We start from the raw sequence: 18718 nt of genomic DNA on the forward strand, positions 1-18718 counted from the left end.
GACCTATGGCCCTTGCCCATGCCGGGTCGTTGACCGTGCGTCAGGCCACTTTCCGGGACCTGTAAGACTGACCGCGTGAGCACAGGTGTTGAGCAGGTCAAGACCTCGGCCCAGTTGTTCGAGCGCGCGAGTGCCGTGATCCCCGGCGGGGTGAACTCGCCGGTGCGGGCGTTCCACTCGGTGGGCGGGACGCCGAGGTTCATGGTCAAGGGCGCGGGCACGTACCTCTGGGACGCCGACGGCAACCGGTACGTCGACCTGGTCAGCTCGTGGGGCCCGATGATCCTCGGCCACGCGCACCCGCAGGTCGTCGAGGCCGTCCGCGAGGCCGCGGTGAACGGGCTGTCCTTCGGCACGCCCACCGCGGGCGAGATCGAGCTCGCCGAGGAGATCGTCGAGCGCGTCGCTCCCGTCGAGCAGGTGCGGCTGGTCAACTCGGGGACCGAGGCCACGATGAGCGCCATCCGCCTGGCGCGGGGCTTCACCGGCCGTACGAAGGTCGTCAAGTTCGCGGGCTGCTACCACGGTCACGTCGACGCCCTGCTGGCCGAAGCGGGGTCCGGCGTGGCCACACTGGGCCTGCCGACCACGCCAGGGGTCACCGGCGCCCAAGCCGGGGACACCATTGTCCTTCCGTACAACGACATCGACGCCGTGCGCGCGGCTTTCGAGGAACACGGCGACACGATCGCCGCTGTCATCACGGAGGCCGCCGCGGGCAACATGGGTGCCGTCGCGCCGGTCAACGGGTTCAACGAAGGACTGCGGTCGCTCACCAACCAGTACGGCGCGCTGCTGATCATCGACGAGGTCATGACGGGCTTCCGGGTCAGCGCCGCGGGCTGGTTCGGCATCGAGGGCGTCCCCGGTGACCTGTACACCTTCGGCAAGGTCATGTCCGGCGGGCTGCCCGCGGCGGCGTTCGGCGGCCGGGCCGACGTGATGGCCAGGCTGGCCCCGCTGGGCCCGGTCTACCAGGCCGGGACGCTGTCCGGGAACCCGGTCGCGGTCGCCGCCGGGCTCGCGAACCTGCGCAACGCCGACGCGGCCGTCTACGACAAGCTCGACGCCAACGCACACAAGCTGGGAGCGCTGTTCACCGACGCGCTCACCGCGAAGAGCGTGCCGCACCGGGTCCAGTACGCGGGCAATCTGGTGAGCGTGTTCTTCACGGAAGACCTGGTCACCGACTACGAAGGTGCCAAGAAAGCCGACACCTGGCGGTTCCCCGCGTTCTTCCACGCGTTGCTCGAACGCGGTGTGTACGGGCCACCCAGCGCCTACGAGGCATGGTTCGTGAACGCGGCCATCGACGACGAGGCGTTCGACGTCATCGCCGACGCGTTGCCCCACGCGGCGGCCGCGGCCGCGGAGGCAGTCAAGTGACCCGCACGATCGTCCACATGCTCCGGCACGGCGAGGTCCACAACCCCACGGGCATCCTGTACGGCCGTCTGCCCGGCTTTCACCTGTCGGACCTGGGTCGCCGTCAGGCGCTGACCGTGGCGGAGTTCCTCAAGGACCGTGACATCACGCACGTCGTGGCGTCGCCGTTGCAGCGTGCGCAGGAGACCGCGCGGCCGATCGCGGACTCGCAGCAGCTCGAACTGGCCACCGACGACCGGCTGATCGAGTCGGAGAACGTGTTCGAGGGCCACAAGGTGTCGGTCGGCGCGGGCTCGTTGAGCTCGCCGAAGCACTGGAAGCACCTGACCAACCCGTTCCGGCCATCCTGGGGCGAGGCGTACCTGAAGATCGCGCACCGCATGCTCGGTGCCGCGCAACGCGCGCGGGCGGCGGCCGTGGGTCACGAGGCGGTGTGCGTGTCGCACCAGCTGCCGATCTGGACGCTGCGCCGCTTCCTGGAGGGCAAGCGGATGTGGCACGACCCTCGCAACCGCGAGTGCTCGCTGGCGTCGCTGACCAGCCTGGAGTTCGAGGACGAGCAGCTGGTCCGGATCCGCTACCAGGAGCCCGCCGGTGCCACGGACCCGAAGGTGACGGGCGCATGAGAAGGCTCGCGATCGCAGCCGCGCTGCTCGTCCTGGCTGGGTGTTCGACAGGCACGGACGCGGTCGTGCGCGGCACGGAGTTCGACTTCGTCGCGCCGGGCGGCAAGCTGGAGATCGCCTACGACGCCGCCGACCGCAAGCCGTTGCCGGACATCACCGGCGACAGCCTGCTGGAGCCCGGCAAGCAGATCAAGCTGTCCGACTACGCGGGCAAGGTCGTCCTGATCAACATCTGGGGCGCGTGGTGCGGGCCGTGCCGCTCGGAAGCCCCGGAGTTGGAGGAGCTGTACAAGGCGCGCAAGGACAAGGGTGTGCAGGTGCTGGGCATCGACGTCCGGGACGACATCCGCACCCAGCCCGAGGACTTCATGCGCGACCGCGGCCTGACCTACCCGTCGATCTACGACCCGGGCAGCCGGTCTCTGCTCGGCCTCAAGGGCTATCCGCGCAACGCGGTGCCCAGCTCGATCATCCTGGACAAGCAGCACCGGGTGGCCCAGGTGTTCCTGATCGGCAAGCTGAAGTCGGACTTCGAGCCGGTCCTCGACAAGCTCCTCGCCGAGAGCTGATGTGACCAGGGACCTAGGTCCCGGGTGCCGGTGGGGGCGGTGTCCAGGTCCGTGCCTACGCTCTGATGCGTGAATCCGACCGAGATCGCCGCGTCGGGGCCGCTGCTGCTCGCCAGTGGCTTGGCCCTGCTCGCGGGCATGATCTCGTTCGCGTCGCCCTGCGTCGTCCCGCTCGTCCCCGGCTACCTGGCCTACCTGGCCGCGCTGGTCGGTGCGGACGCGCCCGCGGTCGGCTCCGAGGAGCAGCCGAAACGCGGCCGCTACCGGGTGCTCGGCGCGGTCGGCCTGTTCGTGCTCGGCTTCACTGTCGTGTTCACGGCGACGGTCGGCGGCCTGGTGTGGTTGTCGGATCAGCTGTTGATCAACCAGGAAGTGCTGCAACGCGTCGGCGGCCTGGTGATGATCCTGATGGCACTGGTCTTCGTCGGCCTCGTCCCGAAGCTGCAGCGTGACGTGCGGTTCCACAAGCTGCCGCGTGGTGGCCTGATCAGCGCCCCGATCCTCGGCGGGATCTTCGGTCTCGGGTGGACGCCGTGCATCGGGCCGACCCTGTCCGGTGTGCTCACGATCGCGGCGAGCACCGGTAGCTCCGGGGCGCGCGGCGTCCTGTTGGTCCTGATCTACTGCGCCGGTCTCGGCGTGCCGTTCCTGCTGATCGCGCTGGGGGCGCGGTGGGCCGTGCGAGCCACCGGCTGGCTGCGCCGCAACGGCCGCAAAGTGCAGATCTTCGGTGGTGTGCTGATGTTCGCGGTCGGCGTGCTGCTGGTCACCGGCCTGTGGGGCGACTTCATCGCCTGGATGCGCTACGCCTTCATCACCGATACGGGGCTGCCCCTGTGACGATTCCCGGGATTCCGTTCCTGCGCAACACATGGCGTGGCCTCACGTCCATGCGGACCGCGCTGATCCTGCTGTTCCTGCTCGCGCTGGCGGCGTTGCCCGGCGCGCTGCTGCCGCAGCGGACGCTGAACGCCAACAAGGTCGCGGACTACATCGCCCAGCACGGCTGGTGGGGCAGGCTGCTCGACCAGTTGCAGTTCTTCAACGTCTACGCCAGCGTGTGGTTCGCGGCGATCTACATGCTGCTGATGATCTCGCTGGTCGGCTGCCTGTTGCCGCGGACGATCGAGTACGCCAAGGCGCTGCGGGCCAAGCCGGTGCTCACCCCACGCAACCTGGCGCGGATGCCGCACCACGCGCAGCACACGGTCGACGTGACGCCGGACGAGGCGGTCGAGCGGGCCACCAAGGCGCTGGGCGGCTGGCGCAAGATCGTGCGCGAAGAGGACGACGGCGCCCGCACCATCTCCGCCGAACGCGGCTACCTGCGGGAAACCGGCAACCTGGTGTTCCACTTCGCCATGCTCGGCCTGATCATCGCGCTGGCCGTCGGCAAGCTCTACGGCTACGAGGGCCAGGTCATCGTCAAGGCCGACGGCAAGCAGGAGTTCTGCAACTCGGGTGTGCTCGGTTACGACTCCTTCCAACCGGGACTGACCGTCGACGGCACGGACCTGACGCCGTTCTGCGTGAAGGTCAAGTCGTTCGACGTGAACTTCCTGCCGACCGGCCAGCCGGACCTGTTCCGGGCGAACCTGGCGTACCAGTCCACCGAGGACCTGGCGACCGGCGCGTGGCAGGACTACGGCCTCGAGGTCAACTCCCCGCTGCGCACCGACGGCGACCGCGTCTACCTGCTCGGCCACGGCTACGCGCCGGTCTTCACCGTGACGTTCCCCAACGGCGAGAAGCGCACGATGGACACCCAGTGGCGCCCGGTGAACCAGGTGACGTTCCTGTCCGAGGGGGCGACGAAGTTCGACCCGCCGGGCATCACGAACACCGAGGAGCGGCGGACCAAGCAGATCGCGGTGACGGGTCTGTTCGCGCCGACCGCCCAGTTGCACGGCGCGCTGCTCAACTCCAGCTTCCCCGACCTGCGCAAGCCGATGGTCGCGGTGGACGTGCTGCGCGGCGATCTCGGCATCGACAACGGCCGGGGCCAGTCGATCTTCACCGTCGACGAGTCGATGGTGGACAGCGGCAGGCTCAAGAAGGTCGCCCGCGAGAACCTCGCGGTCGGCGACCAGATCACGTTGGACGACAAGACCGTGGTCCGGTTCGACGGCGTGCAGCGCTGGGTCTACCTGCAGGTTTCGCATGATCCAGGGCAGATCTGGGTGCTCGTGTTCGCGATCGCGATCATCCTGGGGATCGGGGCGTCGCTGATGATCAAGCGGCGCAGGCTGTGGGTCCGTGTGGTGCCCGCGGCGGATGGCCGTACCGTGGTCGAGGTCGGCGGGCTCGCCCGTACCGACCAGGCCGGATACGGCGAGGAATTCGAACGGCTCTCGGATGCGGTATCCGGAGGGAAGAACTGATGGTCAACGAGACCCTTGCCCAGTTCGGTGACTGGACGTACGGCGCGACTGTCCTGGTCTACGTGCTCGCCATGGCGCTGGCCCTGCTCGAGCAGGCGTTCAGCCGAGCGGAGACCAAACGCGTGGCCGCGCGCAAGCTCGCCACCGTCGGCGCCCCGTCTGTCAACGCCCCGTCTGGCGACGAGCCGTTGGAACCCGCCATCGGGCTGCGCCCGCGTGACGAGCGCGACAAGTGGGAGCGCTACGGCCGGATGGGCGCGGCGCTGATGATCCTCGGCGCGGCGCTGCACTTCAGCTCGCTCGTGCTGCGCGGTCTCGCGGTCGGCCGGGTGCCGTGGGGGAACATGTACGAGTACATGTCCGCGGTGTGCCTGGTCGCCGTGGTCACGTGGGTCGTGCTGATGCGGAAGTTCCCGGTCCGCCGGTTGTCCGTGTTCGTGATGCTGCCGATCGTGATCCTGATGTTCCTCGGCGGCACGCTGCTGTACTCCGAGGCCGCGCCGCTGCAGCCCGCGCTGCGCTCGTACTGGATCATCATCCACGTCGCCGCCGCGATCATCGCGTCCGGTTTGTTCCTGGTCCCCGGTGTGGCCAGCATCCTGTACCTGATCCGCAATCGTTATGACCAGGATCAGGCGAAGTTTGTCCGGCTCGGCACGCGGCTGCCCGCCGCGGACGTGCTCGATCGGGTGGCCTACCGGACCACGATCATCGCCTTCCCGATCTTCACCTTCGGCGTGATCTGCGGCGGAATCTGGGCCGAGGCGGCGTGGGGCCGGTTCTGGGGATGGGACCCGAAGGAGACGGTCGCCTTCATCGCGTGGGTGGTTTACGCGGCCTACCTGCACTCTCGTGCCACCGCGGGCTGGCGTGGCCGCAGGGCGGCGTGGATCAACATCCTCGGGTTCTCCGCGACGGTGTTCAACCTGTTCTTCGTCAACTTGGTGACCGTCGGACTGCACTCGTACGCGAACGGATGAGCGGTGGGAACGGGTAACCCCGTTCGACCTGCGCGCACACCTACGGCTACCGTCGCATGCGTGGTCGAGGTGGTCTCGATCCATGACATCCGCAGGAGGACTCCGGGGTGACTGGACGCTACGACGACTCCGCACAGCGGCCCGGTGCCGCGTGGCAGCAGCCGGCTAGCGGAGACAACCCTCCTCCGGCAACTCCCGACGAGACCGACGACGACACGGCCGCCGACCAGCCGGAGCTGTACGTGGAGCCGTCGACCGACTCGGCCCCGTACCCCAAGCCCGCGGATCCGGGCGAGTCCGGGCAGCACCAGGTGCCCGGCGGCTCCGGCCCGTACCAGGTGCCCGGTGGTTCGGGGCCGTACCAGGTTCCGCAGCAGCCCCCGCAGCAGCCTCCGTCCGGTCAGACCCCCGTCCCCGGTGGTTCCGGTCCCTATCAGGTGCCTGGCGGTTCGGGGCCGTACCAGGTTCCGCAGCAGCCCCCGCAGCAGCCTCCGTCCGGTCAGACCCCCGTCCCCGGTGGTTCCGGCCCGTACCAGGTGCCCGGTGGTTCGGGGCCCTACCAGGTGCCGGGCGGATCAGGCCCGTACCCGGTTCCGCCGCAGCCTGGCTACCAGTACCCGGGGCAGCAGCCGTACCCGCCACAGCCGTTCCCGCAGCAGCCGCCCCCGCAACAGGGCCCGACGCCCACGCCGAACGACCTCTCCAGCTCACGGCTGATCAAGCAGGAGAAGAAGCGGCCGCAGTCGGGGTGGCGCAAGGCCGTGTACATGGCCTCCGGCCGGACGATCAACCTCGGCGAGAGCCAGGAGGACGTCCTGCGGCGTGAGCTGATCTCCCGTGTCAGCCAGCCGCTGCGGGGCTGCTACAAGATCGCGATGCTGAGCCTGAAGGGCGGCGTCGGCAAGACCACCGTGACCACCACGCTGGGCTCTACGTTCTCGTCGCTGCGCGGTGACCGCGTGATCGCGGTCGACGCGAACCCCGACCGCGGCACGCTGTCGCAGAAGATCCCCTTGGAGACGACGGCGACTGTTCGCCACCTGCTGCGCGACGCGAGCAGGGTGACCAAGTACAGCGACGTGCGTGCGTACACCTCGCAGGGTCCGAGCAGGTTGGAGGTCCTCGCCAGCGAGCAGGACCCGGCGGTCTCGGAGGCGTTCAGCGAGGACGACTACCGGCGCACGGTCGCGTTGCTCGAGCACTTCTACAACATCGTGCTGACCGACTGCGGCACCGGACTGATGCACTCCGCCATGAAGGGCGTGCTGGACATCGCCGACTCGCTGGTGGTGGTGTCGTCCGGCTCCGTCGACGGCGCGCGCAGTGCCTCGGCGACGCTGGACTGGCTGGACGCGCACGGCTACGGCAGCCTGGTCGCCAGGTCGGTCGCGGTGATTAACTCGGTCCGGCCGAAGTCCGGCTCGGTGGACCTGGACAAGCTGGCCGCGCACTTCGGCGCGCGGTGCCGTGCGGTGTGCCTGATCCCGTTCGATCCGCACCTGGAAGAAGGTGCGGAGATCGAACTGGATCGGCTGCAGCACGCCACGAAGATGGCGTTGCTGGAAGTCGCGGCCACTGTCGCCGACGACTTCGCCGGCAAGCAGTAACTCCGCTTCGACCTTCAGGCCGGCGGGTCCTCGCCGGCCTTCTTGTTGCGTTCGGCCAACCCCTTCAAGAACTCGGGGTCGTCGTCAGGGGCGATCACACCGCGCTCCCTGCGCGCCGCGACCCCGGCTGCCGCCTGAGCACCGAACGCGCGCCACAGCAGCACCGCGACGGTCAGGGCTCCGACCGCGGCGAGCAAATACAGCATGTCGCCACCTCCTCGGGTTTCGTACCCGAGGTTAGCCCGTTTGCCCGTCTTGTGCCGTCACCCCATGCAGGCGATGGCTGAATGTGACGAGAGCGGGTGTCAGTCGTTGTGGCTGGCTTCGGTGGTGAGCTCGGCGAGCAGGGTCTTGACCTCGGACTCGCGGAACCGGCGGTGCCCACCCGGGGTGCGGATCGAACCGATCCGGCCCGCGGTGGCCCAGCGGGTCACGGTCTTGGGGTCGACCCTGAACAGTGCCGCGACTTCCCCAGGGGTGAGCAGCCGCTCGCCGACGTGGCTGATGGTGGCAGTCATCCGGTGCCTCCTAACACAAAATTCCCGGCGTACCGGTCGCATCGTGTCATCTCGCCCGTCGGGTACTCGAACGGCTAAGTAAAGGTAAAGAGGTAGTAAGGGGCAAAACGCCCACTCTGGACATCGACCCGACTGACCAGGCAAAAGGCGGGTCGGTGGCGATCCACCGGCGCCGTCCGAAGGTAAAACCGGCGCTCCCGCAGCCTGAAACTCGACAAAAATTCTGCGGCAAAGACGGTGAGCCTGGTCACTTAGCCCAGCGAAGCTTTACCTTCACCGACCATACGCCTGATACCGCCGCTTGTGGTGCGGTAACGCGGTCGTAGGCTCTGCCCGTGGACGACTTGGACCGTCGCATCATCAACGAGCTCAGGCTCAACGGCCGCGCCACGTACGCCGAACTCGGCCGCCAGGTCGGCTTGTCCGCGTCGGCCGTGCACGAGCGCGTCGGCAAGCTCGAGACCAGCGGCGTCATCACCGGCTATCACGCGACCGTCGACCCGAGCGCGATCGGGCTCGGCGTGACCGCGCTCGTGGGCATCCAGCCGTCGGACAACGCCGAGGACAACGAGGTCGCCATCAAGCTGGGTCAGCTGTCCGAGGTCGAGTCCTGCTACGCGGTCGCGGGTGACGAGGCCTTCGTGGTGAAGGTGCGCGTGCCCACGGTCGACCAACTCGAACGCACGCTCGGGCGGCTGCGCCGGATCGTCGGCGTCGCGCGCACCAGGACCACGGTGGTGCTGTCCACCAGGTTCGAGGGCCGTCCGAACACCGACAACGCCGAGTAGGCTGCGTGGTTGTGGAAGCCCATTTCGGCAGGGACCTGGCGCTCTACACGGCCGCGCGGATCGCGCTCGTCGCCGTGCTGACGGCCGTGTTCGTGCTGGTCAAGATTCCCTTGCTCGTCGGGCTGGCCGTCGCCGTCGTGGTGGCGTTCCCGCTCAGCCTGCTGCTGTTCCGCGGCCTGAACCAGCGGGTCACCGCCGGGCTGGCCGAGCGCGGCGAGTCCCGGCGCAGCGAGCGGGAGCGGCTGCGTGCGGAACTACGTGGAGACGAACAGGCCTAGCTTTCGATTTCGGGGCAGTCCCGTTCGTGGAGTGGACATGAAATACATGCTGCTGTTGCACGAGCCGGACACCGACTGGACCGCTGTCCCCCAGGAAGAGCTCGACAAGGCGCTCAACGCGCACGGCGAGTTCGTCCAGTACCTCACCGAACGTGGCCGACCCTTCTACGGGGACGCCTTGCGGCCCTCCTACACCGCCACCACGTTGCGTCCGAAGGGCGACGAGGTGCTCGTCACCGACGGGCCGTACGTGGAGCTCAAGGAGCACATAGGCGGGTTCTACGTCATCGAGGCCGACACGCTCGACGAGGCGATCGAGGTCGCCAAGCGGGTGCCGATCGGCTCGGGCGTCGAGATCAGGCCGATTTGGGGCGCATGACGTTCCCCGAGTTGGAACGGGCGCATCGGCGCGAGTGGGCCGCTGTGCTCGCCGCGACGATGCGCCTGACCCGGGACTTCGATGCTGCCGAGGACGCCGTACAGGAGGCGTTCGAGGCCGCGGTGGTCGCGTGGCCGAAGGACGGTGTCCCGCCCAATCCCGTGGGCTGGCTCACCACAACGGCCAAACGCAAGGCGCTCGACCGGATGCGCCGCGCGGACGCGTTGACCCGCAAGCTGCCGTTGCTCGTCGTACCCGACGACGACCCGCAGGTGATCCAGGACCACCGGCTGCGGCTGATCTTCATGTGCTGCCACCCGGCGCTGGCCATGAACGCCCGCGTGGCGCTGACCTTGCGGCTGGTGTGCGGGCTGCCGACGGGGGAGGTCGCTCGGCTGTTCCTGGTGCCGCACGCGACCATGGCGGCCCGGCTGACCACGGCGAAGAAGAAGATCCGGGCCGCGGGCATCCCGTTCCACGTGCCCGACGACCTCGCCACCCGCCTGCCCGCGGTGCTCGCCGTGGTGTACCTGGTCTACACGGCGGGTTCCACGGATCGCGCGGTCGAACTCGCCGAACTGCTCGGGTCGCTGCTGCCGGAACCCGAGGTGCTCGGGCTGCTCGCGTTGATCCGTCTCACCGAGGCGCGCGCCCCGGCCCGGTCGCGTGACGGCGAACCGGTCCCGCTGGCCGCGCAGGATCGCTCGCGCTGGGACCGTGCCGCGATCGACGACGCCCTTCCTCTGGTGGCAAAGGCTTTGCGCGGCGGCGGCCCGTACGCGTTGCAAGCCGCGATCGCCGCGGTGCACGCCGAAGCCCCGGCGTACGCGGCCACCGACTGGCCGCAAATCCTTGCCCTGTACGACGAACTGGTGGCGGTCTACCCGTCGGCCACGGCCGCGTTGGGACGAGCGGTGGCGTTGGCCGAAATCCACGGCCCTGCGGCGGGCCTGGCCGAGGCCGACCGGCTTTCCGCCGAGCTGGGCCACTACTACCTGCTGCCCGCCGCCCGCGCCGAGTTCCTGCGTGCGCTGGGGCGCGTGGCCGAAGCCGCCGAGGCCGACCGGCAGGCGGCGCGGCTGGCCCCGACCGCGGCCGAAACCGAGTTCTTCGCCACACGCGCAGGTGCTGTCGATTCGCCAACGCCCCCGTGATCCTTCAGTGTGGGATGGGTGTTCTGGCGAATAGTCCTATCTGTTGCTGTCGCGACCGTTGCCGCGCTGCTCGCGGGCTGGTTGACAGGAGTGCTCGTTCGTTCCGTGGCACGCCGCCGCTACCGGCGGACGCTGACGAAGCTGCATCAGAACTGCCACAAGCCGTTCGTCGCAGTGCTCGTCGTGGCCGCGAACTACATCGTGCTGTTCGAGTTCGACAACCGCTTGATCGCCGGGATCCGACACGCGCTGCTGCTCGCGCTGCTCGTCGTGGCCGCGTGGCTGGTGGTGAAGGTCCTCTTCGTGATCGAGGACTTCGTGCTGCAGCGGCTGAAGGTCGACGTCCCCGACAACCGGCGGGTCAGACGCCTGCGCACCCAGGTGGCGTTGATGCGCAGGTTGACCACCGCGGCGATCACCGTCATCGCGATCGCCTCGATGTTCATGACCTTCTCCGAACTGCGCACGCTCGGCGCGTCACTGCTCGCGTCGGCCGGGATCCTCGGTGTGATCGCCGGTCTGGCCGCGCAGACCACGTTGACCAACGTCTTCGCGGGCATGCAGCTGGCGCTGACGGACTCGCTGCGTTACGACGATGTCGTTGTCGTCGAAGGGGAGTGGGGGCGCATCGAGGAGATGACCCTGACGTTCGTGGTGGTACAGCTGTGGGACGAGCGCAGGCTGGTGTTGCCGACGACGTACTTCACCAAGACCCCGTTCCAGAACTGGACACGCCACGAGACCCGCGTCATCGGCGCGGTCCAGTTGCACCTGGACTACCGCGCGCCCGTGGAGGCGCTGCGCGTCGAGGCGCAGCGGATCGTCGAGGCATCCGAGCTGTGGGACCGGCGCGAATGGGTGCTCCAGGTGGTGGACTCCACACCGTGGACGATGGTCGTCCGCGTGCTGGCGTCGGCGGCCGACGCCGCCAGCGCGTGGGACCTGCGGTGTGAGGTCAGGGAGAAGCTGATCGTCTTCATGCGGGACAACCACCCCGAGTACCTGCCAGGTGGCGCGGACGACAGCTACCGAGGTGGTCGTGCCGCGTGAACTGCGCTTAGTGTGCGTCTGTGACCACAATCGACCGATGTAGTGAGACCACCCGCGACTGGGTCTGCGAGGCCGTGCGGATCATCGAGGCGGACGCCAACCGCAGCGCCGACACCCACCTGCTGCCCTTCCCGCTGCCCGCGGAATGGGGCGTGCGGCTCTATCTGAAGGACGAGTCGACGCACCCCACCGGCTCGTTGAAGCACCGGCTGGCGCGGTCGCTGTTCCTGTACGCCCTGTGCAACGGCTGGATCACCCAGGGCACCCCGGTGATCGAGGCGTCATCGGGCTCGACAGCGGTGTCCGAGGCGTACTTCGCGCGGCTGCTCGACCTGCCGTTCATCGCGGTCATGCCCGCGTCGACGAGCACGGAGAAGGTGGCGCTGATCGAACGCCAGGGCGGCCGGTGCCACTTCGTCGACGAGCCGAGCGCCATGTACACCGAGTCGCGGCGGCTGGCCACGGAGCTCAACGGTCACTTCATGGACCAGTTCACGCACGCCGAGCGCGCGACGGACTGGCGTGGCAACAACAACATCGCCGAGTCGATGTTCCAGCAGATGCGGCTGGAACCACATCCCGAACCGGCCTGGGTGGTCGTCGGCGCGGGCACCGGCGGTACGAGCGCGACGATCGGTCGTTACCTGCGCTACCAGTCGATGCGCACGCACCTCGCGGTCGTGGACCCGGAACGGTCGGTGTTCTTCGACGCGTGGCGCGACACCCTGCCCGAGCTCACCGGCTGCCGCGGGTCCCGCATCGAGGGCATCGGCAGGCCGCGCGTGGAGCCGTCGTTCGTCGGCCAGGTGATCGACCGGATGATCAAGGTGCCGGACGCCGCGTCGATCGCCGCGATCCGTTACGTCGAACCGACTCTGGGTCGTCGTGTCGGCGGGTCGACCGGGACGAACCTGTGGGGCGCGTTCGAGGTGATCGCCGAGATGATCGCGGCGGGCAAGCAGGGCAGTGTGGTCACCCTGCTGTGCGACGGCGGCGAACGGTACGCGCGCACGTACTACGACGACGCGTGGGTCGAGGCGAACGGCCTCGACCTTGAGCCGTACCACCGGATCCTGGCCGACTTCTTCGAAACCGGCCGCTGGCCGTCCTGAGCTGTCACGCCACGACGAACGCCACGGTGGTGGCGACCGCCCACACCAGCATGGCCAGCGCGGTGTCCTTGAGCACAGGGATCAGCGACGGGCCGGTCGCGCCACTGTAGACAGAGCGGACACTCGGTGAGATCTGCAGACCAGCGAGCACACCGAGCAGGAACCACGGGCTGACGGTGAACGCGAGCACGAACGTGACGACGAACGGCACAAGCGCGAGCATGCTGTAGAAGTTGCGCGTGCCCGCGTCGCCGAGGCGCACGGCCATCGTGCGCTTGCCCGCTTCGCTGTCGCCCGGCAGGTCACGCAGGTTGTTGGCGGCCAGCACAGCCGCGGAGAAGCAACCGAGCGCGACGGACGTGATCACGGCGAGCCACGTGATCCGTCCGGCCTGGACGTACAGGGTGCCGAGCACCGCGACCGGGCCGAAGAACAGGAACACCGCCACTTCGCCAAGACCCAGGTAGCCGTACGGGTTCTTGCCGCCGGTGTAGAACCACGCGCCGAGCAGGCAGACGAAGCCAACGGCAAGGAGCCACCACTGCCCGCTGGTGGCGACGAGGACAAGCCCGGCGACACACGCGACAGCGAAGCACGCGAACGCCGCCGTCCGCACCTTCGCCGGTGGCACGAGACCGGAGCCGACCAGCCGCAACGGGCCGACGCGATCGGCGTCCGTGCCGCGGATGCCGTCGGAGTAGTCGTTGGCGTAGTTCACGCCGACCTGGAAGGCCAGCGCCACCAGCAGGGCGAGCACCGCCTTCCACCACACGAACCCGCCGATCTCCACCGTGGCACCGGTGCCGACCAACACCGGCGCGATCGAGTTGGGCAACGTGCGGACCCGTGCGCCCGCCATCCACTGCGCGACTGTCGCCATGCTGACAGTGTGACAACTCAGCAGGTGGCGGCGCCCGTCACCCCTGACACGTAGGCCTCGGACACGAACTTGCCCGGCGCGATCCGCAGCCACGAGTCGGTCGTGCCCTGACTGCCGGTGACCACCTCGCCCCTAGCCTCACACTCGACCCGGACCTGTGCCGTGTGCCCCGCGATTCCGACCACCGGCTTGTCGGACGAAGTGCCGCCGCGCACGTTCAACGTGTCACCAGGCGTGCTGACGTAACCGAACGGGCCAGGCACGCTCCACAGGTAGGTCACGGTCACCCACGAGTTGCCGGTCAGCTTCAGGCCGTCCCAGAACGTGCCGTCGCCGAGGTCGATCCCCGCCGGGTTGCGCACGTCACGGCCGAACTGGTCCCGCCCGGCGTTGTAGTCGTTCTGGTACGCCGCCTGCGCCTGAGGCGTGCCCCGGGGCAGGTCGTTCCACTCCTGACGCGGCTGGTTCCAGTAGTCGTCACGGGTGTTCCACGGACCCACATCCCACACCGGAGCCCACGCACACCGCCCGTTGCCGGCACAGACCTGCACGGTGTAGCTGCCGCTCCCCTTGGGCGCCAGGCCACGCCGGGACGGCAGCGCCGCGAAGTGGTCGCGTTGGCCGATGATGTGCCCGTTGGCGGTCTTCCCGCCGACCAGGCCCTCCCTGGTGGCGAACACGCGGTACGACAACGCCCGTGGGCTCGCCGTCGGCCGCCGGGGATCCTCGCGCAGGCGCAGCCGGGCGCTTCGGACCTCGCTCTGCTTGGCGAGCACGAGCCGGACCTGCACTGTGCTGACGGGCTCGTCGAGCTGCCCGTTGTCCGTCCACTCTGTCCACTGACCGTCCGGCAGCCTGCCGCGGACGTCCACCTGCGCGCCGGGTGCGTCAGCCTCGAACGCGTTGACCCGCATGGGCAACTCGGCCGGCGAGTAGATCGCCATCCCGGTGTCGTCGGTCGAGATACCGGTGGCCGTGCGGACTACGCCTGTGCTCTCGTCCCTGTACTCGGTGACTGGCACGGCCATCGTGTACTCGTCCGCCGCCGCGGCGGCCGTTGCACCTGCGGGCGTGCACAGGACCGCCGCAGCCACTCCTGCCAGCGTGAACACCGCGATCCGTCTCATTGGGACAGATAGTGCCGCACCGCTGCCCGATCCACCTTTCCAGGACCGCGCAGCGGCAGCGCGATCATCGTCTTGAGCACCTTGGGGACCGCGGGTGCGCCCAGCTCAGCGCGGACGAGGTCACGCAATCGGTCGATTTCCGCGGTGCCGACGACCGCGGCGGCCACGATCTGCCCCCACTCGGGGTGCTCGATGCCGACCACGCACGCCGCGTCGACGTGCCGCTCCAACACCCGCTCGACCGCGTTCGCGGGCACCTTGACCCCGCCGGTGTTGATCATGTCGTCGGCCCGGCCGAGGATCTCCAGCCTGCCGTCGGCGGTGAACCGGCCGAGGTCGGACGTGACGAACCAGCCGTCGACGAAACTCTCCGCGGTCAGGTCGGGGCGGTTGCGGTAACCCCGCGCCAGCGTCGGCCCGGCGATCGCCACCCGGCCGTCGACGAGCTTGACCTCGACCCCGTCCAGCGGCACGCCGTCGTAGACGCAACCGCTTGCGGTCTCGCTCATCCCGTACGCCGACACGACCGCAGCTCCCGTCGCGGCCTCCCGGAGTTCGGGCGACAGGCGTGCACCGCCCATCACGACCCCGTCGAGGCGTTTCAGCGCCGCAAGGCCGTCGGGAACCGCGACGATCCGGGCGAGCTGAGTCGGGACGAGCGCCGTGTAGTGCCGTCCGGGTGTCCGGCACACCTCGTCGACGGCGGCCACGAAGTCCGGCACCTTGAAGCCGTCGGCCAGATCGAGCACCACCGGCACCGTCCCGGCCACGAGCGACCGGACCAGCACCTGGATGCCGCCGATGTACCGCGCGGGCGTCGCCAGCACCCAGCGCCCCGGCCCGCCGAGCCGCTTGTTCGTCGCCTCGGCGGAGGCCACCAGTGCGCTCGCCGAGATCAAGACCCCTTTTGGCGCCCCGGTTGAGCCGGACGTGGCGACCACGACTGCGGTCGGGTCGCCCGCCGAGTCCTCGTCCGGGGAGAGCGGGCCCGCAAGCGATTGCGGGCCGTCCGGCAGCAACGCCGGACCCGCGCCCGCCAACGCGGCGGGCAACCGCTCGTACAGCTCAGCGGCCGCGACCGCCACAACTTCCCTCATCCCACCCCCCTTTTTTTTGGCAACCAATGTGGCATTCGTTGCGTTTCGTGCAACAAAGGCCACATTGGTTGCACGAAAACCACGGCTAGCGTTGCTAGTAGTAGTAGGGGAACGGGGACCAGTCGGGCGTGCGCTTCTGCAGGAACGCGTCCCTGCCCTCGACCGCTTCCTCGGTCATGTACGCCAGCCGCGTGGTCTCGCCCGCGAACAGCTGCTGGCCCACCAGACCGTCGTCGATCAGGTTGAACGCGTACTTCAGCATCCGCTGCGCGGTCGGGGACTTGCCGTTGATCTCCCGCGCCCACTCCAACGCCGTGCGCTCCAGGTCCGCGTGCGGCACGACCTCGTTGACCGCGCCCATCCGGTGCATCTGCTCGGCGGTGTAGTCCCGGCCGAGGAAGAAGATCTCCCTGGCGAACTTCTGGCCGACCTGCCTGGCCAGGTACGCCGAGCCGTAGCCACCGTCGAAGCTGCCCACGTCCGCGTCGGTCTGCTTGAACCGGGCGTGCTCCTCGCTGGCCAGTGTGAGGTCGCACACCACGTGCAGGCTGTGCCCGCCGCCCGCGGCCCAGCCCGGCACCACGCAGATGACCACCTTGGGCATGAACCTGATCAGCCGCTGGCACTCCAGGATGTGCAGCCGCCCCGCCCGCGCCGGGTCGATGGTGTCGGATGTCTCACCGCTGGCGTACTGGTAGCCGGTGCGACCGCGAATACGCTGGTCGCCACCGGAACAGAAGGCCCAGCCACCGTCCTTGGGCGATGGCCCGTTGCCGGTCAGCAGCACACAGCCGACGTCCGAGCTCATCCTGGCGTGGTCGAGCGCGCGGTACAGCTCGTCAACCGTGTGCGGCCGGAAGGCGTTGCGCACCTCGGGACGGTTGAACGCGATGCGCACCGTCCCCTGATCCACCGCGCGGTGGTACGTGATGTCGGTGAAGTCGAAGCCCGGCACGTCACGCCACGCGGCCGGGTCGAACAGCTCCGAAACAACAGTCTCAGACACGTTTGCGAGGATAGGCCGGTGAATCCGTCGACTGCGCAAGCCATGGTCATCGCCGACGAACTGGCGCGCAACGGCGTGCTCCACGTGGTCGTCTGCCCGGGTTCGCGCAACGCGCCGTTGAGCATGGCGCTGGTCGACGCGGACGCGCAGGGCAAGCTCAAGCTGCACGTCCGCGTGGACGAGCGCAGTGCGGGCTTCCTCGCGATGGGCCTGGCCCAGGCGACCGGGCGGCCCGCGGCGGTCGTCTGCACGTCCGGCACCGCGGTCGCCAACTTCCACCCGGCGGTCCTCGAGTCGTACCACTCCGGCGTCGGCCTGATCGTGATCAGCGCGGACCGCCCGCCGGAGCTGCACGGCACCGGCGCGAACCAGACGATCGACCAGCGCAACCTGTTCGCGCCCGCGGCGATCCTGGTGGACTTCCCGGTCGCCGAGCGCCGCGTGGGGCAGAACCCGGTGTGGCGCGGCCTGGTGTGCCGTGCCGTGGCGCAGGCGGAGTCCGGCCGCCCGGTGCAGATCAACGTGCCGTTCCGCGAGCCGCTGGTGCCCACCGCGGAGCCGGACTGGCCGGATTCCCTCGACGGCAGGCCGGACTGCGAGCGCTGGACGACGTCGGCGCCGCCGCGGTCGGTCGCCAGCAGCCGGGTCGACTTCCCGTTGCCCGCGCGGACGCTGATGGTGGTCGGCAGCGGCAGGCAGGACCGGGCAGCGGCCGCGTGCGAGGTCGCCACTCGCGCCGGGTGGCCGATCATCGCCGAACCGGTGGCGACGACCGGGGACGCCAGTGTGCTGCGCTGCGGGCCGCTGCTGCTCGGATCGCTGGAGAAGGCAGAGGATCTGCGGCCGGACGCGGTCGTCGTCGTCGGCAGGCCGACGTTGTCGCGCGGTGTGCGCGGGCTGATGGGCCGCGCGCCGGTGTACGGGATCGGCGACCATCCACAATGGACTGACCCGCAGTTCGTCGCGATCCACGTCCGCGGCTGGCTCGACACCACGGATCTGCGGCACGTGCGTGGTCACGACCCGGAGTGGCTCACGGGGTGGCGCACCGCGGCCGATCGGGCCGCGACCGTGGCGGACAAGCTGCTCGAAGAGGACGGGTGGCCGTCCGGCCTGCGGATCGCGCGCGACCTGGTCGCCGCGTTGCCGACCGGCGCGATGCTTTTCCTGGGATCGTCCAACCCCGTGCGCGATGTCGACCTGGTGGCCGAGGCGCGGACCGACGTGACGGTCCACGCCAACCGGGGCGTGGCGGGCATCGACGGCAACGTCTCCGCGGCGATCGGCCTCGCGCTGGGCTACCGCGACCGCCCCGCGTACGCCCTGCTGGGTGACCTGACTTTCCTGCACGATTCGAATGGTTTGCTGATCGGCCCGACGGAAACCCGGCCGGACCTGACCATCGTGGTTCTCAACGACGACGGCGGCGGGATCTTCTCGTTGCTGGAACAGGGTGCGCCGGAACACGGGAACAGTTTCGAGCGTGTGTTCGGCACACCGCACGGCGCGGATCTCCGGACAATGTGTGCCGCATATCAGGTTCGGCATGTTCTCGCCGAAACGCCCGAACAATTGCGGGAGGCATTGCTGCCGCAGCCGGGATTGCGGGTCGTGGAAGTCCGCGCTGATCGCGCTCGGTTGCGGGACCTGCACGCTCGGTTGCGAGAAGCCGTAGCCAATGCCGCATTTGGGTGATCTCGCCCTATGAGACAGGTACATCGACGGGTACTCACCCCTTCGGTTCGCGGATAGGTTCATGAATACCGTTCGCTGAACATGA

General features: G+C 69.0%; 20 protein-coding genes. 14 read left to right on the forward strand and 6 right to left on the reverse strand.

Annotation, left to right across the window (positions count from 1 at the left end; all coding sequences use genetic code 11):
- Nucleotides 1–75 precede the first annotated feature (75 nt).
- The 7 genes from hemL (at nucleotide 76) to ALI144C_RS45700 (ending at nucleotide 7549) form a co-directional block, all read left to right on the forward strand.
- Entirely contained in the window at nucleotides 76–1386 is a 1311-nt protein-coding gene (gene hemL, locus ALI144C_RS45670) for a glutamate-1-semialdehyde 2,1-aminomutase (RefSeq protein ID WP_076993474.1), read from the forward strand.
- A gap of 17 nt (nucleotides 1387–1403) precedes the next feature.
- On the forward strand, nucleotides 1404–2012 hold the full coding sequence (locus ALI144C_RS45675) for a histidine phosphatase family protein (RefSeq protein WP_076993774.1): 609 nt from the start codon (nucleotides 1404–1406) through the stop codon (nucleotides 2010–2012).
- On the forward strand, nucleotides 2009–2581 hold the full coding sequence (locus ALI144C_RS45680; RefSeq protein ID WP_076993475.1) for a TlpA disulfide reductase family protein: 573 nt from the start codon (nucleotides 2009–2011) through the stop codon (nucleotides 2579–2581). Before ALI144C_RS45675 ends, ALI144C_RS45680 begins: the two co-directional genes overlap by 4 nt.
- A 69-nt stretch (nucleotides 2582–2650) precedes the next feature.
- Nucleotides 2651–3421, forward strand: coding sequence for a cytochrome c biogenesis CcdA family protein (locus ALI144C_RS45685; RefSeq protein ID WP_076993476.1), 771 nt, complete (start codon nucleotides 2651–2653; stop codon nucleotides 3419–3421).
- 50 nt (nucleotides 3422–3471) lie between these two features.
- Nucleotides 3472–4962, forward strand: coding sequence for a cytochrome c biogenesis protein ResB (gene resB / locus ALI144C_RS45690; RefSeq protein ID WP_083754010.1), 1491 nt, complete (start codon nucleotides 3472–3474; stop codon nucleotides 4960–4962).
- Complete coding sequence (gene ccsB, locus ALI144C_RS45695; protein ID WP_076993775.1) at nucleotides 4959–5942, forward strand: c-type cytochrome biogenesis protein CcsB; 984 nt, start codon at nucleotides 4959–4961, stop codon at nucleotides 5940–5942. The genes resB and ccsB overlap by 4 nt, the downstream gene beginning before the upstream one ends.
- Nucleotides 5943–6049: 107 nt before the next feature.
- Complete coding sequence (locus tag ALI144C_RS45700; RefSeq protein WP_076993477.1) at nucleotides 6050–7549, forward strand: MinD/ParA family ATP-binding protein; 1500 nt, start codon at nucleotides 6050–6052, stop codon at nucleotides 7547–7549.
- Between the two features lie 14 nt (nucleotides 7550–7563).
- On the opposite strand, the gene ALI144C_RS45705 is transcribed toward ALI144C_RS45700, so the two are convergent.
- Nucleotides 7564–7755 (reverse strand): hypothetical protein, encoded by a 192-nt coding sequence (locus ALI144C_RS45705; protein ID WP_076993478.1) that lies wholly within the window; start codon nucleotides 7753–7755, stop codon nucleotides 7564–7566.
- Between the two features lie 99 nt (nucleotides 7756–7854).
- Nucleotides 7855–8067 (reverse strand): BldC family transcriptional regulator, encoded by a 213-nt coding sequence (locus ALI144C_RS45710; RefSeq protein ID WP_076993479.1) that lies wholly within the window; start codon nucleotides 8065–8067, stop codon nucleotides 7855–7857.
- 335 nt (nucleotides 8068–8402) lie between these two features.
- Here ALI144C_RS45710 and ALI144C_RS45715 point away from each other — a divergent pair, with 335 nt between their 5' ends.
- From ALI144C_RS45715 to ALI144C_RS45740, 6 genes are read left to right on the forward strand one after another with little or no spacing between them, the layout of a single operon-like run.
- Nucleotides 8403–8855, forward strand: coding sequence for an Lrp/AsnC family transcriptional regulator (locus ALI144C_RS45715; protein WP_076993480.1), 453 nt, complete (start codon nucleotides 8403–8405; stop codon nucleotides 8853–8855).
- A gap of 11 nt (nucleotides 8856–8866) precedes the next feature.
- Nucleotides 8867–9133, forward strand: a complete 267-nt coding sequence (locus ALI144C_RS45720) for a DUF4229 domain-containing protein (protein WP_143231257.1) — start codon at nucleotides 8867–8869, stop codon at nucleotides 9131–9133.
- Nucleotides 9134–9170: 37 nt separating this feature from the next.
- Entirely contained in the window at nucleotides 9171–9512 is a 342-nt protein-coding gene (locus ALI144C_RS45725) for a YciI family protein (protein WP_076993482.1), read from the forward strand.
- Complete coding sequence (locus ALI144C_RS45730) at nucleotides 9509–10666, forward strand: RNA polymerase sigma factor (protein ID WP_076993483.1); 1158 nt, start codon at nucleotides 9509–9511, stop codon at nucleotides 10664–10666. Before ALI144C_RS45725 ends, ALI144C_RS45730 begins: the two co-directional genes overlap by 4 nt.
- An 18-nt stretch (nucleotides 10667–10684) precedes the next feature.
- Complete coding sequence (locus ALI144C_RS45735; RefSeq protein ID WP_202819207.1) at nucleotides 10685–11716, forward strand: mechanosensitive ion channel family protein; 1032 nt, start codon at nucleotides 10685–10687, stop codon at nucleotides 11714–11716.
- A 20-nt stretch (nucleotides 11717–11736) separates the two neighbouring features.
- Nucleotides 11737–12828, forward strand: coding sequence for a PLP-dependent cysteine synthase family protein (locus ALI144C_RS45740; RefSeq protein WP_076993484.1), 1092 nt, complete (start codon nucleotides 11737–11739; stop codon nucleotides 12826–12828).
- A 4-nt stretch (nucleotides 12829–12832) separates the two neighbouring features.
- On the opposite strand, the gene ALI144C_RS45745 is transcribed toward ALI144C_RS45740, so the two are convergent.
- From ALI144C_RS45745 to ALI144C_RS45760, 4 genes are all read right to left on the reverse strand, one after another.
- On the reverse strand, nucleotides 12833–13708 hold the full coding sequence (locus ALI144C_RS45745; protein WP_076993485.1) for a 1,4-dihydroxy-2-naphthoate polyprenyltransferase: 876 nt from the start codon (nucleotides 13706–13708) through the stop codon (nucleotides 12833–12835).
- A gap of 17 nt (nucleotides 13709–13725) precedes the next feature.
- On the reverse strand, nucleotides 13726–14835 hold the full coding sequence (locus ALI144C_RS45750; RefSeq protein WP_076993486.1) for a hypothetical protein: 1110 nt from the start codon (nucleotides 14833–14835) through the stop codon (nucleotides 13726–13728).
- Nucleotides 14832–15932 carry an o-succinylbenzoate--CoA ligase gene (gene menE, locus ALI144C_RS45755; RefSeq protein WP_076993487.1) on the reverse strand — a complete coding sequence of 367 codons (1101 nt, stop codon included), beginning with the start codon at nucleotides 15930–15932 and terminating at the stop codon, nucleotides 14832–14834. The genes ALI144C_RS45750 and menE overlap by 4 nt, the downstream gene beginning before the upstream one ends.
- 94 nt (nucleotides 15933–16026) lie before the next feature.
- Nucleotides 16027–16938, reverse strand: coding sequence for a 1,4-dihydroxy-2-naphthoyl-CoA synthase (locus ALI144C_RS45760; protein ID WP_076993488.1), 912 nt, complete (start codon nucleotides 16936–16938; stop codon nucleotides 16027–16029).
- An 18-nt stretch (nucleotides 16939–16956) separates the two neighbouring features.
- Between ALI144C_RS45760 and menD the strand changes: the two genes are divergently transcribed.
- Nucleotides 16957–18633, forward strand: a complete 1677-nt coding sequence (menD, locus tag ALI144C_RS45765) for a 2-succinyl-5-enolpyruvyl-6-hydroxy-3-cyclohexene-1-carboxylic-acid synthase (RefSeq protein ID WP_076993489.1) — start codon at nucleotides 16957–16959, stop codon at nucleotides 18631–18633.
- Nucleotides 18634–18718: the final 85 nt, after the last annotated feature.

Origin of the sequence: Actinosynnema sp. ALI-1.44, assembly GCF_001984155.1 — a bacterium.
Taxonomy (GTDB): Bacteria; Actinomycetota; Actinomycetes; order Mycobacteriales; family Pseudonocardiaceae; genus Kibdelosporangium.